Consider the following 15,649-nt stretch of genomic DNA (forward strand, 5'->3'; position numbering starts at 1 on the left):
CGGCTCTGGTTTTGCGTTTCCGGTAACGGTTTTGAGCGGTAAATGCTATGCAATTCTGCCGCGGGAATGGTATAATAAAACCAGTATGCGCCGCTTTAGGCAGGCTGCTTAGAAAGAGGATCGATGCATGTACACATATCTGATTGTAGATGATGAAATGATAGAGCGAAAGGGCATTCGGATGCTGCTTTCGCGGATGAATATCCGGGAGAATATTCTGGAGGCCTCCAATGGAGAGGAAGCGCTGGAGGTGTTTGAAAAAGAGAAAATTGACGTGCTTTTGACCGACATCAATATGCCGTTCATGGATGGAATTGAGCTTCTTTCCCGGATTCATGAGGAGTATCCGGGGACGGAAACTGTGATTTTCAGTGGGTATGATGAGTTTTCCTACGCAAAAAAGGCGATTTCCTATGGGGTTTCCGCCTATATTTTAAAACCGGTCAACCCGGAAGAATTTGAAAAGGTGGTTGGTGAAATCAACGAAAAGCTTGCAAAGAGTGAGCGTGAGGAAAAACGGAAGGACGAAAGTATGGAGTTTCTGCGGGAACATTTGCTGTATCTGATGGTCAATGGGCAGAGCCGCAACGCAATGCAGGAGAAAACACAGACGCTTCTCGATATGAGCTTTGTCCGGGATTTTTGCCGTATGGTACTGCTGGAGTGTGCCAACAACTATTTTGAACAGGTAAACAGCGAACAGATTGAAAAGATGCAGAGCGATTTGCAGATGCCGTTTCACTATCTGAACCTGAACCCACAGCAGTCCATCCTGTTTTTTAGCGAGGAGCCGGATGGCGGCTGGGAAGCGTTCGGACGGAAGCTGTACCATTATATTCGTGAAATGTGGGACCAGGAATGCTTTCTGGCCGTGTCGGGCGAGATCACGCCGGACGGTGAGCTTTACGATGCATTTGCACAGACGGAGCAGCTCATGGAGCGGCGCTTTTATCACACGGGAAACCATGTTTTTCTTCCTTTTCAGGAGGAGCAGTCCGAGGTGCTGGTGCAGATTGATGCTGAAATCCTGATCCGCCAGATCCAGCAGGACATTCGCATGAAGGATCTGGAGAGCCTGCGTGAACACTTTGACCAGTTCTGCGAGAAGTATGAACATCAGACGATTTTCTCCCAGATTTACATTAAGTTTATGTTTTCCAATCTGCTGAAAGAGATTTACGACAATCTCGAGAGAAAAGATGAGCGAGAGCTGGACCGTGAGATCGACGCCCTGTATCACAGCAGCAACATGGCCGGTGTGATTCAAGCGGTCCGTATGGGTATTGACCGGCTCGAAACGGTCTTCCGCGCAGACGGCGGTGTTGCGAAACGCAGAGAAGTCGAGCAGATTAAACAGTATATCCGTGAGAACTATTCTGACAGTGGCATGGGTGTTGACCAGCTTGCGCGCGAGGTTGGCATGACACCGAATTATCTGAGCAGCATTTTCAAGAAAAATACAGGAGAAAACCTGAGCCGCTACTTAAAAGGTTTCCGTATGGAGCGCGCACGGGAAATGCTCGAAAATACAAACGAAAAAATCGGCGTAATCTGTGAAAAGTGCGGTTTTGTGAATGTGTCCTATTTCTGTCAGAGCTTCCGCGAATATTTTGGAATCAGCCCGCAGAAATACCGGGATCAGGGGGAGTAAGATGACATCATTTGCCGCTAGAATAAAAAAAGCATTTTCAGATATGAAGGTACACCGGAAGCTTATCGTGGCTTACGTTCTCACAGGACTTTTCCCAATGTGCCTGATGTTCACACTGTTTTACACCCAGATGCGTCGTGTACTTGTCGAGCGTGAGATCAAAAATCTGCAAACCACCTTTGATCAGGCAGTGGACGATGTGAATACGGAGCTTGCGCTGCACCAGAGTATGTCGGACTATCTGGCATTCGACCAGACAATTGTTCAGATTGTAAAGGCAGAAGACAAAAACAGCTTCGAAGCATACGAGCGCATGGTGAAAGAGTTTGATCCGATGATGGATTCCTTAAGTTATTTTTACCCGGAAATCCGACAGTCTACGGTCTATGTGCGTGATTTCGTCATTCCGCACGGCACGTATCTGCGTCCGGCGCGGGAAATGGAAAATGATGAATGGACAGCACCGGCAGACAATGATGTTCACTGGTATGCTGATATGGATCAGGGAACGGTGACGCTGGTGCGGTCTATGCCGCTGATTGATGACGGAAAAGGCGGTTTTTTATACATTTCCATGGACTACAGTAAGATTTTTGGCTCCATGGAGCTTACAGTTAATGAGGATTACGGTGTTTTCGTCTACAATGAGGACAAAGAAGTGCTGTATGAAAATCAGAAGATGACCAGGAATGCAAAATACCAGATGGAATTTTCAGACTTTCAGAAGATACAAAAAAAAGAGAAGCAGAATACAGCGAACTACATTCTCCTGGAAAAGGAGATTGAGCAGAATGGATGGCATGCCGCGTGCTATCTGCCGAAAAAAGGCATCATCAGTCCGATGCAGCCGATTCTTCTGATGGTTCTTCTGATGTGGGCAGGCTGCGTTATTTTCTCTGCGGTCGTGATTATGAAATTCTCCGGAAACATGGCGCACCGCCTTGAAAAGATAAAAATGACAATGTCCGAGGTAGAAGAAGGAAATCTGGAAGTGGAACTGGTTTCTACAGAAAGGGATGAAATCGGTGATCTGACGCGTGGCTTTAATCAGATGCTGTCACGCATCCGTCAGCTGATTCAGGAAGTCTATGAGAGCCGCATCCGCCAGAAACAGTATGAGATGACGGCGCTCCGCGCACAGATTAACCCGCATTTTCTGTATAATTCCCTGTCGCTGATCAACTGGAAAGCGCTGGAAATCGGTTCGGATGATATCAGCAAGGCGACGCTGGCGCTTTCGCGGTACTACAGGACTTCCCTGAACAAAGGCAAAAATACGATGTCCATCCGCGAGGAGATCGACAATGTGCGTTCGTATCTGCAAATTCAGGAAATGTTTCATGACTACAGCTTTACGGTTAAAATGGATGTAGCGGAGGATATTCTGGATTACCGTACATTGAACCTGATTCTGCAGCCGCTTGCCGAAAATGCGATTGCGCATGGAATTGACCGGCGGCGCGGCAGTGAGCCCGGCGTGATCACAATCAGCGGACGGCGTGACGGAAATTGTGTGGTACTTTCCGTGGCAGATAATGGTGTTGGTATGGAACAGGAGAAAGCACAGACAATTTTGACGGAGAAGAGCAGCGGCTACGGTGTGCGGAATGTCAATTCCCGGATTCAGCTCGAATACGGAGAAGCGTATGGTCTTTCGATTGAGAGTGAGCCGGGAAAGGGAACAAAAGTGACGGTGCGGATTCCGGGCGTGGAAAGGGAGGTACAGGCATGATGCAAAAAAAACTTGCGGCAGGCCTTGCTGTACTGCTGGCAGCGGGAATGGCGCTGAGCAGCTGTGGAGAAAGTGGCGCAGCAGGAAATGATTCTGTTTCCGATGCTGCCGGAAATGAGGCTGCGGCTCTTACGGAAGCGAAAACAACGCCGTACGGACGTTACCCGGAAACCATCACGTACACGCTGGCAAAAATGACGGGTGTGAATAATTCCAATCTCCCGGAGGGAGAAACCTATGAGGACAATGCCTATACACGCCTGATCCGCGAAATCATTAATGTACAGAACGAGGATGTTTATGAAAACTACGGTGATACCTATAACGTTGGCATTTCTACCATGATTGCAACAGGAAACATTGCCGATATCATGGTTGTGGATCAAAAAACGATGAATGCCATGCAGAAAAACGATCAGCTTGCCGATCTTACAGAGGTTTATGCAAATTGTGCCAGCGACCGTATCAAGGATATTTATGCAAGCTACGGTGAGGAGATTCTGCAGGGCTGTACCTTTGACGGAAAGCTGATGGCATTCCCGGAAACCAACATTTCGGACGGTCCGAATCTTCTATGGGTGCGGAAGGACTGGATGGAAAAACTGGGACTTTCCGTACCGGAAACGATCGATGATGTGAAACATATTGCGTTGACGTTTGCAGAGGAGAATCCGGCAAACCAGGAGATGGGTAACATCGGTCTTGCAGTCAGCACAACTCTGTACGGCGGCACGGGCATTTCTTCGGAATACGGCATGAATCTTATTTTTGCCTCATTTGGTGCATATCCGGGAAGATGGCTGACGGATGCGGAAGGAATGCCGGTTTATGGTTCCGTTCAGCCCAATGTAAAAGACGCACTTGGCATGCTGGCCGACTGGTACCAGGAGGGCGTCCTTGACCGGGACTTTTTGATCCGCACACAGGATGACATTGCCGAGCTCATTGCCCAGGGACGCTGCGGCATTTTCTTCGCACCGTGGTGGGCACCGAACAACCCGCTCTGGCGCTGTCATGAGACGGATCCGGAGGCCGACTGGCAGCCGTTTCTGATTCGGACCGGGAAGGATGGAAGTGTGCGATACTGCAACGAAAAGCTGACCGGAAATTATGTGGTAGTGCGAAAAGGGTATGAATATCCGGAGATTGTGCCGAAGATTCTGTCGGTGATGTTTGATTATATGCGCTATTCCTACGATGATCCAAGGGGAGAATTTCAGCAATATTATACGGGAAATATCGATCCGACGGCACGCCCCTTAGCAATCAATCTCGACTATAATCAGGCACTGACGATCTGTTACGAAAATCTGCAGGCGGCACTGAACGGGGAAAAATCGGAGGATGAGCTGGAGATTTTGGAAAGATCGTTCGAAAAGGTATGCCGCGCCTATCTGGAGAACCCGAAAACAGCGAGTGCGGAGGAGTGGAGCGCGTATTTATCCCGTATCACAGCCTGCTCGCTTTTAAGCGACGAAAAGATTCAAAGAGTGAATACGATTTATCCGACCCGGACGAAGACCACAGAAACATATCGTTACACCTTAAAAGAACTGGAATCGGAGACCTTTTTAAAAATTATCCGGGGCGAGTCTGAGCTTTCTTCTTTTGACGACTTTGTAAAAGAGTGGCAGGAGGAAGGCGGAAATGAGATCATTCAGGAGATGATTCAGGAAAGGAAAAGCCTGAGTTCACAGGAAAATCAGAAGACAGAAGAAAAAGCCGAGCAGAAGGCGGAATAAAAAACAGAAGAGGAGGCAGGACGCACCGGAAAAACGGTGCGCGGCCTCTTTTTTTGTTGCGGAAAAGAATTCTGCAGATTGCGGAAATGATTTTCCGGATACGCTCCGGTGTAGAAATGTAACGTAGAAATCCAACATAGATCATAGATTCTTGATATTTCAGAAAAATCCGCCAACTGCTATAATAAAATCAATAAGAACGAGAGATACCAAGCAGCAAATGCGATATGACAGCAGACGTTCCAGAAAGAAAAATCATATAAGGAGGATTTTCAATATGAAAAAGAAAGTAGTATCTATTATGATGACCGCAGCACTTGCAGTTGGCATGCTGGCAGGATGCGGAAACAGCGACAGCGGTTCTTCAAATGCCGCTTCCGGAAACGATTCCAAGAGCACATCCGAGGCAGGAAGCACAAGCGCATCTGCTTCCAACGCAGCAGAGGAAGAGGAAATTACCACAACCCTTACCGTATGGTCTCCATCAGAGGATCAGGCAAGCGACAGCGGTGAGTGGCTGCAGACCATGTGCAATCAGTTTGCAGAGGAGCATCCATCCTGGCACATTACCTTTGATTACGGTGTATGCGCAGAGAGCGATGCAAAAGATACCGTAACACAGGACGTTGAAGGAGCAGCAGATGTTTACATGTTTGCAAACGACAACCTGACATCCCTGATCGCTGCAAACGGAATTTCAAAACTCGGCGGACAGACAGTTGAGGAGGTAAAAGAGAACAACTCTCAGGCAATTGTAGATTCCGTATCCGTTGACGGCGATATCTACGGTGTACCATTCACCACAAACACCTGGTTTATGTACTATGATAAATCTGCATTCACTGAGGATGAAGTGAAAAACCTGGATACCATGATCGCAAAAGACAAGATTTCCTTCCCGATTACAAACTCCTGGTACATTGCTTCCTTCTACGTAGCAAACGGCTGTACGCTGTTCGGTGAGGACGGAACAGACGAGGCAGCAGGCGTTGACTTCGAAGGCGATAAAGCAAAAGCAGTGACCGATTACCTGGTTGACCTGGTAAACAATCCGAACTTCGTATCTGATGCAGACGGATCCGGTCTTTCCGGTCTGCGTGACGGTTCTGTAAAAGCAATGTTCTCCGGTTCCTGGGATGCATCCGCAGTTAAAGAGGCACTCGGTGATAATTACGGTGTTGTACAGCTTCCGACCATCACCATCAACGGCGAGGAGAAACAGATGAAATCCTTCTCCGGTTCTAAAGCAATCGGTGTGAATCCGAACTGTGAATATCCGCAGGTTGCAGTTGCTCTTGCAAGATATCTCGGAAGCGCAGATGCTCAGAAAGCACACTATGAAATGAGAAACGTAGTTCCGTGTAACGAAGAGCTGCTTTCCCAGATCACAGACGATGCACTGGTAACTGCTCAGAACGATACCTTCAACAATACTTCTATCATCCAGCCGTTCGTTAAGAATATGAGCAACTACTGGACTCCGGCAGAGAATTTTGGTAAATCTCTGGTCAACGGTGAAGTTACCCATGATAACGCTGCAGAAATGACAGAGAAACTGAACACAAGCATGAATACTTCTGCAGTCGAGTAAGTAAAACCGGCTCTGAAGCGTTCGAAAATCAACAGGATTGAAACCGCAGGCATTGTCAGACACCAGGATTGACAATGCCTGTCTTTCGGAAAGGATAGATTATGGCATCATTGAAAAAACGCGCCAAAGAGTTTGAGACTCCCTATCCGGTGACAAAAGCCATCACAAAGGGCGATGCGGTCACGAAACTTTCCATGCTTGTCATGGGACTGGGAAATCTGGCTCACAAACAGATCGTAAAGGGTATTTTATTTCTGGCAGTAGAAATTGCGTATCTCCTGTTTATGATCGAGGGCGGTATCAACAATCTCTATCATCTCATCACCCTGGGCGGCCGTGCGCAGGAAGAGGTGTGGAACGAGGCCAAGGGTATTTATGAATATACCGGCGGCGATATGACAATTCTGTTCCTGCTCTACGGAGTGGCAACGATTTTTATTACGGTTCTCTTCTTTATGATCTGGCGTGTCAATATGAAGAGCGCTTACGAGGTAGAGTGCCGTGCAAAGGAAGGGAAACATATCAACACCATCAAAGAGGATCTGGAAGCACTCGTTGACAAGAGACTGCACTGGACCCTGCTGACACTTCCGATTCTTGGTATTGTGATTTTCACAATCCTTCCACTGGTCTTTATGATCTGTATGGCTTTCACCAGCTACAGTAAAGTCGGCGATCATCTGACGATTTTCCACTGGGTTGGACTGAAAAATTTCAGTACGGTTCTTGGCATGGGCAACTCGATCGGCAAGACATTCTGGTCTGTTCTTGGATGGACACTGATCTGGGCTGTGCTCGCTACCTTCCTGAACTATATTTTTGGTATGATTCTTGCGATTGTCATCAACCGTAAAACGACCCGCATCAAGGGATTCTGGAGATTCTGCTTTATGCTCTCCGCTGCAATTCCGCAGTTCGTTTCTCTTCTTCTGATGCGTACGATGTTAAAGGACAACGGCCTGGTCAACAATCTTTTGATTCAGGCCGGGCTGATCAGCAGTCCGCTTCCGTTCCTGACAAATGCGACTTGGGCGAGAGCGACGGTTGTTATCATCAACCTCTGGGTTGGTATTCCGTTTACCATGATGCAGGTTACCGGTATCTTACAGAACATTCCGGGTGAGCTTTACGAGGCAGCCCGTGTGGACGGCGCAGGCCCTGTGACAATTTTCTTTAAAATTACGCTGCCGTATATGCTGTTTGTCACGACTCCGTATCTGATTACAACGTTTACGGGTAATATCAACAACTTCAACGTTATTTATCTGCTGACTGCAGGAGCACCGGTTCCGGTCGGAGCAACCGCAGGAAAGACGGACCTTCTGGTTACCTGGCTGTACAAGCTGACGGTTGACTTACAGTACTTTAACGTTGGTGCGGTTGTCGGTATTCTTACCTTTGTCATTCTGGCTGTGGTTTCACTGATCACGTACCGGAATACTGGTTCTTACAAGAACGAGGAGGGATTCCAATAATGAATAACAAAGAGAAAAAAACACACTCCATGAAAGCGCGCGGAATGATTTCCGATGTGATTGTACATGTGGTTCTGGCACTGCTTGCGATTGTGTGGGTGATTCCGGTTCTGTGGATTGCACTCTTAAGCTTCAGTACGCAGAAGGGATCTTATGTTACCAGCTTTTTCCCAAAGGGATATACGCTTCATAACTATGTGCGTCTGTTTACAGATACGCAGGTGTTAGACTTTCCGCAGATGTTTAAGAACACATTTATCATTGCGGTGTTCAGTTGTCTGATTTCTACAATATTTGTGCTTTCGATTTCTTACTGCATGTCGAGAATGCGGTTTAAAATCCGTAAGACTTACATGAACATCGCGATGATCTTAGGTCTGTTCCCGGCATTTATGTCGATGGTTGCTGTCTACTATATTTTAAAGGCAGTTGGCCTTTCGGAGGGATCGATGATCCGTGTGGCATTGATTCTGGTGTACTCGGGCGGTTCCGGAGCGGGATTCCTGCTTGCAAAGGGATTTTTTGATACGGTTCCGAAGGCACTGGATGAGGCGGCTTATCTGGATGGAGCAACGAGATTCCAGGTATTTACGAAGGTGACAATTCCACTGAGTAAGCCGATTATTGTGTACACGACTTTGAGTGCATTTCTGGGACCGTGGCTGGACTTTATTTTCGCAAAGGTTATCTGCAGGGCGAATGCGAAGTATTATACGGTTGCACTGGGTCTGTGGAAGATGCTGGAGAAGGAGTATATCGACAGCTGGTATACTTGCTTTGCGGCGGGAGCGGTTTGCATTTCGGTGCCGATTGCGATTTTGTTTGTTGTAATGCAGAGATATTATACAGATGGGCTTTCAGGAGCCGTCAAAGGATGATTTGTGGAGCAGCCGATGAGGGGTCGGCTGCTCTATTTGTGTGTGGGGGGGGGAGGGACGGATCTGGCTCCGGCGCCGTGGCACCTGCCGCACAGACGGGCGCGGTGGCATCGGCGGGCGGATGATGACGTGTGGGAGGCGGTGGATTGAGGAACCGAGGCTATTCGACAGGAAATCTGATGATTTCCCGTCTCAGAGCCTCTTGACTTCCGGCCTGGATGGCCGTCCGTCATCCTCACTCCACTGCCTCCCACGCGTGCATCATCCGCATGCTGCCGATGCCAATGCGCCCGTCTGCGCGGCAGGTGCCACGACGCCGGAGCCAGATCCTGGGGTTGGAGGACGGGAGAATGGGCTGGATTCGCCCGGAGGGCGAATCGGCGTGAGTTTGTTGACTAGTGCAAAGTTTGGAGATAGAATGAAAAAAAATATTTTCGGAGTTTTTTGTGATTGATTTATGAGAACAGAAAAGTTCCGGGAACACATTGTACGAATTATGGAGGTTTTGGGGCATGGATAGGATTCGACTGAATGCTTCGGAGTGGATGGATTTCCGGAGTGGAGAAAAGAAGTGTTTTTTGCTGACGAACGGACTGGGAGGTTATTGTTCGCTGACGGTGATGGGGAATGCGGCGAGGAATGATCAGGCGCTGTTGATGGGGGCACTGAAGGCGCCTACGGTGCGGGAGCATCTGATTTCGAATGTCTGGGAGACGTTGGAGGTGGATGGAGAGGAAACGGAGCTGTTTTCACAGGAGTTTGTGAATCGGACGCAGAATGTGGAGGGGGTTCGGTTTCTGGAAGGATTTGAGATGGGGAGTCTGCCGGTATGGTTTTACCGGGTGAAGGGGGTTGAGATTGAGAAGACGATTGGGATGGTTCAGGGGGAGAATACGGTTCTTGTCCGGTATCGGGTGAGAAGTGGGAAGAAGGGGAGTTTTTCGGTTCGGCCGGTGATGCGGTTTGCGGCGAAGGGGGAGCAGCTGCAGGAGGGGCAGGATTTTGCGGTGGACCGGAAGTGTATTGCGAGCAACGGTGTGATTCTTTCTTATGGAACGAATGGGGAGCTTCAGATGGAGAAGGAGAAGGTCTGGAGGGATTTGTTTTTTGAGCAGGATGCACGGGATGGAAGAGATGGCATCGGAAGTGCTGTCGTGAATCACCGGATTCGGTTTGAGATGACGGGAGACGGCAGGGAGCAGGTCTTTTTTGTTGTGTATAGTCTCGCGGATGATGTGGATAAGTGGGATGAGGAAAGGATTGCGCTGTGGATAGAAGAGGAAGAAAAGCGGCAGGAGGCGATTGCGGAAAAGTCCGGGATTTCTGATCCGGTGGGAAAGCGGCTGGCGGTGAGTGCGAGTCAGTATATTACGGAACGGGCATCGACAGGCGGGAAGAGTATTATGGCTGGCTTTCCTTATTTTGCGGACTGGGGGCGGGATACGATGATTTCGCTCCCGGGATGCACGCTGGCACTTGGGGAGTATGAGGCGTGTAAGAGCATTCTTCGGACTTTTATGGCATATACAAAAGAAGGACTGATGCCGAACCTGTTTCCGGAGGGGGATGCGCTTCCGATGTATAATACGGTGGATGCGGCCCTTTTGTTTCTGGATGTGGTGTATGAGTATTACCTTGAAACAGGAGATCTGGAGTTTGTGCGCGAGGCGTTTCCTGTGATGGAGGATATTGTGTTCTGGTATCAGAAGGGAACGGATTTCCATATTAAAATGGACAGTGACGGGCTGATTATGGCCGGGGGCGGCCTGGAGCAGGTGACGTGGATGGATGTGCGGATTGACAAGGAGCTGCCGACACCGCGTCACGGAAAGCCGGTGGAGATTAATGCGTACTGGTATAATGGTCTGAGGATTCTGGAAGAGCTGGCACCGTTTGTCGGAAAGGATGGATCGGCGTATGGGAAGCTTGCGGAGCAGGTGAAGAAGAGTTTTCTCGAAAAGTTCTGGATGGAAGAGGAAGGATATCTGAAGGATGTGCTGAACGGCACGTATGAAGAGAAGCAGTTCCGATGCAATCAGGTCTTTGTGCTGGCGCTTCCGTTTCAGATGGTGAGTCAGAAGCAGGGGCAGCGGATCTTACAGGCGGTCAAAGAAAAGCTGTATACGACAGCAGGACTGCGGTCATTGGAAATGGAGGATCCGGCGTTTCATCCATGGATCGGCGGAAGCCAGCCGGAGCGTGACAGGGCATATCATCAGGGGACAGTCTGGGGATTTCCGCTTGGGGCGTATTTCCGTGCGGTGCTGAACTATTTCCCGAAGGAGGGAAAACAGGAAGTGCGCCGCGGACTGGACCGTCTTGCGAGCTGGATGCAGGAAGGATGTCTGTTTCATCTGGCGGAGATTTATGATGGTGCGGCGCCGGTGATGTCGAAGGGCTGCTATGCGCAGGCGTGGAGTGTCGGAGAGATTCTGCGGGTTTACAAAGAAATGGAGGGAAAGAAGATGAATGCGGTGGTGAAAAGAACGCCGGCGGAGTGGAAAAGCTTTTTTGAATCGGAAGAATTTGTGGAAAACTTTACGTACGAAGGAGATGACCTCGGTGTCTCGGTGAGAAAGAGCAGGGAATGTGATGGAAACTGGCAGATGCCGAAAAAGGATGAGCAGTTTGTGACAGAATGGAAGCTCTGGGCGCCGACAGCAATGGAGGTTTCGCTGGAACTGTTTTCCTGCGGCAGCAGCCGTGAGCGCGGGGACCGAAAAATAGCCTCGATTGCGATGACGCGCGGCGAAAAGGGTGTCTGGAGCTGTGCAGTGCAGGGAGCGCGGTATGGAACGTATTATACGTATCATATCCTGCACTCGGATGGTGTCTTTGATACGACAGATCCGTACGGCGTGGCTTCCGGTATTGATTCGGAGCGGAGCATGGTGGTGAATCTTGCAGAGACGGACCCGGCAGGCTGGGAGCAGGATGAAAGACCGGAAATCCGGCCGGAGGATCGTTGTGTGTATGAGCTTCATGTGAAAGATTTTTCGAGTGATCCGCATTCCGGTATTTCGGATAAACACCGTGGAAAGTTTCTGGCGTTTACGGAAGAAGGCACGACGCTGAACGGCGACGGGATTCATGCGACGGGGTTCGATTACCTGAAATCGCTTGGCATTTCTCATGTGCATCTGCTTCCTGTTTTCGATTTTGGCAGTGTGCCGGAAGATGATGCGGAAGCGTTTAACTGGGGCTACGACCCGGTGCAGTACAATGTGCCGGAGGGATCCTATGCAACCGATCCTTTCCACGGAGAGGTACGTATCCGGGAAATGAAGGAAATGGTTCAGGCGCTGCATAAGGCCGGCATCGGCGTGATTATGGATGTGGTATACAATCATACGTATAATCTCGATTCGCCGCTTCAGAAAACAGTTCCTTATTATTATTACCGTGAATGGGAGGATGGCACGATTTCCAATGGCTCCGACTGTGGAAACGAGACGGCAAGTGAGCGGGAGATGTTCCGCCGCTTTATGGTTCACTCGGTTTGTTACTGGGCGAAGGAATATCATATCGACGGTTTCCGCTTCGATCTGATGGCACTGCATGACACGGAGACCATGAATGCGATCCGCACAGCTCTGAACCGGATGCCGCGCGGCGAGGAGATTCTGGTTTACGGTGAACCGTGGAAAGCAGCGGCAAGCGCAATGCAGGAGGGATATTTCCCTTCGGATAAACAGAATATCGGAAAGCTGATGGATGGCATTTCCATGTTCTGTGACGATACGAGAGATTCCATCAAGGGAAGTGTTTTCATTGCCGCAGAGGGAGGCTATGTCAATGGAAAAGAGCGTCTTTCAGCAGGAATACTTTCCGCGACAGACGGCTGGCTGGACGGAAAAGGAGCCTATGAGCCGCGCAATGCGAGCCAGCTGATTCCGTATGTGTCGGCACATGATAATTATACACTGTGGGATAAATTAAAACTGTCCGATCCGAAGCGGAAGGAGGATGCGGAGCCGGATTTTGACAAGATGGATGAGCGGACGCTTTCGATGAACCGTCTGGCGGCGGGCATTGTGATGACCTGCAAGGGAATGCCGTTTTTCCAGGCGGGTGAGGAATTTGCGCGCACGAAGCATGGCGAAGGAAACAGCTTCAAATCGTCGTGGCAGCTCAACAAAATTGACTGGACACGCGCCTTAGAGCAGGAAGAGCTGGTGGACTATTACCGTGGTCTTCTCGCTCTGCGCCGAAAATTTCAGGCATACGGAACGTGCGAGCCGGACTGTAAAAAGACATTTTTCCGTGAAAACCAGATCGCAGGTTACGAACTGGAATACCCGAATGGCCGCGCAGTCTGCGTCTTCTACAATCCATGGGAAAAAGAAGCTTTGCAGAAACTCCCGGAAGGAAACTGGAAACTGCTCTGCGATGGAAAACGCTGTGCAGAGGATGGAGCAGAGATGAAAGAAAGCATGATGCTTCCGGCAAAATCGATGGTTCTGCTGGCGCGGGAGTAAAATTGTAAATTTTGTCCCTTTTTGTCGGAATGCTGTCTGTGGAAACGGGCATCGATCATTCTGCCAGGCGGCGAGCGGGAATCAATTGTTTTTCGTTTAACAGAAAAATGCACTGTGGAATTGTCCGACGACGTTCCACAGTGCATTTTTATGTTTATGTGAGCAATGAGTCAGGATCTGTGCTTACACGAGATCCTGGCGATATCTAAGAGTTCGGATCATTATTCGTCCACAACTTCCAGTACATCCATCGGGCAGGCTTTCGCGCAGATACCGCAGGCGATACATTTGGAAGCCGGATTTCCCTCGGTTTTTACGATCAGGCCAAATGGACAGGCCTTCGCACAGGCTCCGCATCCCGTACATTTTTTCTTGTTGATCATGTAAACGCCCTTCGGGTTCTGGGTAATGGCGCCTTCCGGACAGGCCTCGGCACATTTACCGCACTGCGGACAGGCGATCGGGCGGACAGCCTTTTTCTCTACGATCTGCAGACATGCCTTGTCCGGATCAAATACCTTATAAAATGCCTCAGAACATGCTCCCACACAGGCAAGACAAGCCATACAGGTGCTGCCTTTTTTTACTTTCAGTTTTTTCATTTTGTTTTATCCTCCGCTTAAAGATGTTGTTTTTCCTATTTTACCATTTTTGAACTTTTTTCTCAATGATATTTCCGGAATTTGCCATCTTTTTCCTGCTTGCGGTTTTGCTTCCGTTTCGCATGGCTTTGCACAGATACAAAAAATCTTAAGAAAGCAGACGGAAAAAAAGCAGTTTTTCTTCGGAAAATATACAAAAAGAAAAATCGGAAATTTGTTATGATGAAAAGGAAGAATGTACTCTCAATCATCTCACAAAATCAGGCACAGAAAGATTTTGGGAGTACACCATAAGATCGGGAGGGGGATTTTTCATGATCCGTGAAAACAATACACTGGAATGGCAAGAGATAGCAGAACAAAAAAGAATGACACAAAGAAGGATAATACAAAGAAGAGAAAGAGCACGGAGACGAAAAAGAAAGGTATGGCGGATCCGCGGGCTGCTATTGCTGTTCGGCTGTCTTCTGTTTTTGGGCGGTGTGCGGCGCTTCCGGCAGAATCCGATCCAACGGTATGCGAAAGCAAACGGCATTTCAATGGATCGGTACCCGGAGGAGCTGTTGTCGCTTTACGAGAGAAACAATGAGACGGAGACGTTCGTCGAAGAATATCCGTTGAAAAAAGAGGAGGAGCCGGAGATTGACCTGAGCGACCTGTCATCCGCATCGGAGGTTCCGCTTCTCTTGCAGTGGGATCAGAGATGGGGCTATCACCGATATGCCGGTGAAGTGATGGGATTAAGCGGCTGCGGACCGACAGCACTTTCCATGGTTGCCATTTTCATGACTGGCGATATCACAAAAAATCCGCGCTGGGTCGCCGATTTTGCCTCACAGAACGGCTATGCCGTAGACGGCAGCGGAACCGCCTGGTCCCTGATGCTGGAAGGAGCCCGGCAGATCGGCCTTTCCAGCAAAGAAATCCCTGTGGAACGGGAACGGGTGGAAAACAACCTGCAGGCCGGAAACCCCATCATTGCCCTGATGGGACCCGGGGAGTTTACCAGCAACGGTCATTTTATCGTTCTTACCGGATTGCAGAATGGCAGACTGAAAATCAACGACCCAAACAGCAGAAAAAATTCCGAAAAAACCTGGGATATCGATCAGGTGCTGGAACAGACAAAAGCGGTATGGGTATATTACAAATAATAAAATAGAAGACATACCCATCAAAGCCTCCGAATACACTGTAAAAACAGCGTCTTCGGAGGCTTTTTGTGAGGGACTATATCGAAGAGCGTGCTGTGGAGACAGCAATTTACATGATTGAGACGAAAGCGACCGTACGGCAGACGGCGAAAAAATTCGGAGTGAGCAAAAGTACCGTGCATAAGGATCTGACATCACGTCTGGTACAAGTGAATCCGGGTCTGGCGGCAGAGGCAAGGAAAATTCTGGATGTGAACAAGTCTGAACGCCACATTCGCGGCGGCATGGCAACGAGAGAAAAATATCTGCATCAGAAGCAGAAGTGAACGAAAGTGAACCAAAGAAG

Annotated in this window: 10 protein-coding genes; 9 read left to right on the forward strand and 1 reads right to left on the reverse strand. The window is 49.1% G+C overall.

Annotated elements, in window-relative coordinates; translation table 11 throughout:
* Positions 1-127 precede the first annotated feature (127 nt).
* The 7 genes from DWX00_RS20325 to pulA all read left to right on the forward strand — a co-directional run bounded on the left by DWX00_RS20325 (position 128) and on the right by pulA (position 13,547).
* A complete protein-coding gene (locus tag DWX00_RS20325) occupies positions 128-1,651 on the forward strand; it encodes a response regulator (protein ID WP_117761307.1) in 1,524 nt (507 codons plus the stop codon).
* A 1-nt stretch (position 1,652) separates the two neighbouring features.
* Positions 1,653-3,383, forward strand: coding sequence for a sensor histidine kinase (locus DWX00_RS13855; RefSeq protein ID WP_158568552.1), 1,731 nt, complete (start codon positions 1,653-1,655; stop codon positions 3,381-3,383).
* A complete protein-coding gene (locus DWX00_RS13860) occupies positions 3,380-5,125 on the forward strand; it encodes an extracellular solute-binding protein (protein ID WP_117761303.1) in 1,746 nt (581 codons plus the stop codon). The genes DWX00_RS13855 and DWX00_RS13860 overlap by 4 nt, the downstream gene beginning before the upstream one ends.
* Positions 5,126-5,402: 277 nt before the next feature.
* Complete coding sequence (locus DWX00_RS13870) at positions 5,403-6,716, forward strand: extracellular solute-binding protein (RefSeq protein WP_117510163.1); 1,314 nt, start codon at positions 5,403-5,405, stop codon at positions 6,714-6,716.
* A gap of 101 nt (positions 6,717-6,817) precedes the next feature.
* Entirely contained in the window at positions 6,818-8,191 is a 1,374-nt protein-coding gene (locus tag DWX00_RS13875) for a carbohydrate ABC transporter permease (RefSeq protein WP_117510162.1), read from the forward strand.
* The gene (locus DWX00_RS13880) at positions 8,191-9,069 is read left to right on the forward strand and encodes a sugar ABC transporter permease (RefSeq protein WP_243038022.1); all 879 of its coding nucleotides are present in this window, start codon (positions 8,191-8,193) and stop codon (positions 9,067-9,069) included. The genes DWX00_RS13875 and DWX00_RS13880 overlap by 1 nt, the downstream gene beginning before the upstream one ends.
* 512 nt (positions 9,070-9,581) lie before the next feature.
* Entirely contained in the window at positions 9,582-13,547 is a 3,966-nt protein-coding gene (pulA, locus tag DWX00_RS19720; RefSeq protein WP_158578870.1) for a type I pullulanase, read from the forward strand.
* Between the two features lie 221 nt (positions 13,548-13,768).
* Here the strand turns inward: pulA and DWX00_RS13895 are convergent, their stop codons facing one another.
* Positions 13,769-14,149, reverse strand: a complete 381-nt coding sequence (locus tag DWX00_RS13895) for a 4Fe-4S binding protein (protein WP_022463049.1) — start codon at positions 14,147-14,149, stop codon at positions 13,769-13,771.
* Positions 14,150-14,463: 314 nt separating this feature from the next.
* Between DWX00_RS13895 and DWX00_RS13905 the strand changes: the two genes are divergently transcribed.
* Positions 14,464-15,303 (forward strand): C39 family peptidase, encoded by an 840-nt coding sequence (locus tag DWX00_RS13905; RefSeq protein ID WP_118595557.1) that lies wholly within the window; start codon positions 14,464-14,466, stop codon positions 15,301-15,303.
* Between the two features lie 68 nt (positions 15,304-15,371).
* Complete coding sequence (gene spoIIID / locus DWX00_RS13910) at positions 15,372-15,629, forward strand: sporulation transcriptional regulator SpoIIID (RefSeq protein ID WP_055220903.1); 258 nt, start codon at positions 15,372-15,374, stop codon at positions 15,627-15,629.
* The last annotated feature ends 20 nt before the right edge of the window (positions 15,630-15,649 follow it).

Origin of the sequence: Blautia sp. AF17-9LB (assembly GCF_003479185.1) — a bacterium.
Lineage (GTDB): Bacteria > Bacillota > Clostridia > Lachnospirales > Lachnospiraceae > Fusicatenibacter > Fusicatenibacter saccharivorans.

What these genes read in the sequence shown, in the direction of transcription:
- DWX00_RS20325 (WP_117761307.1), top strand. Translation starts at nt 128, where the DNA reads ATGTACACATATCTGATTGTAGATGATGAAATGATAGAGCGAAAGGGC.
- DWX00_RS13855 (WP_158568552.1), top strand. Translation starts at nt 1,653, where the DNA reads ATGACATCATTTGCCGCTAGAATAAAAAAAGCATTTTCAGATATGAAG.
- DWX00_RS13860 (WP_117761303.1), top strand. Translation starts at nt 3,380, where the DNA reads ATGATGCAAAAAAAACTTGCGGCAGGCCTTGCTGTACTGCTGGCAGCG.
- DWX00_RS13870 (WP_117510163.1), top strand. Translation starts at nt 5,403, where the DNA reads ATGAAAAAGAAAGTAGTATCTATTATGATGACCGCAGCACTTGCAGTT.
- DWX00_RS13875 (WP_117510162.1), top strand. Translation starts at nt 6,818, where the DNA reads ATGGCATCATTGAAAAAACGCGCCAAAGAGTTTGAGACTCCCTATCCG.
- DWX00_RS13880 (WP_243038022.1), top strand. Translation starts at nt 8,191, where the DNA reads ATGAATAACAAAGAGAAAAAAACACACTCCATGAAAGCGCGCGGAATG.
- pulA (WP_158578870.1), top strand. Translation starts at nt 9,582, where the DNA reads ATGGATAGGATTCGACTGAATGCTTCGGAGTGGATGGATTTCCGGAGT.
- DWX00_RS13895 (WP_022463049.1), bottom strand. Translation starts at nt 14,149, where the DNA reads ATGAAAAAACTGAAAGTAAAAAAAGGCAGCACCTGTATGGCTTGTCTT.
- DWX00_RS13905 (WP_118595557.1), top strand. Translation starts at nt 14,464, where the DNA reads ATGATCCGTGAAAACAATACACTGGAATGGCAAGAGATAGCAGAACAA.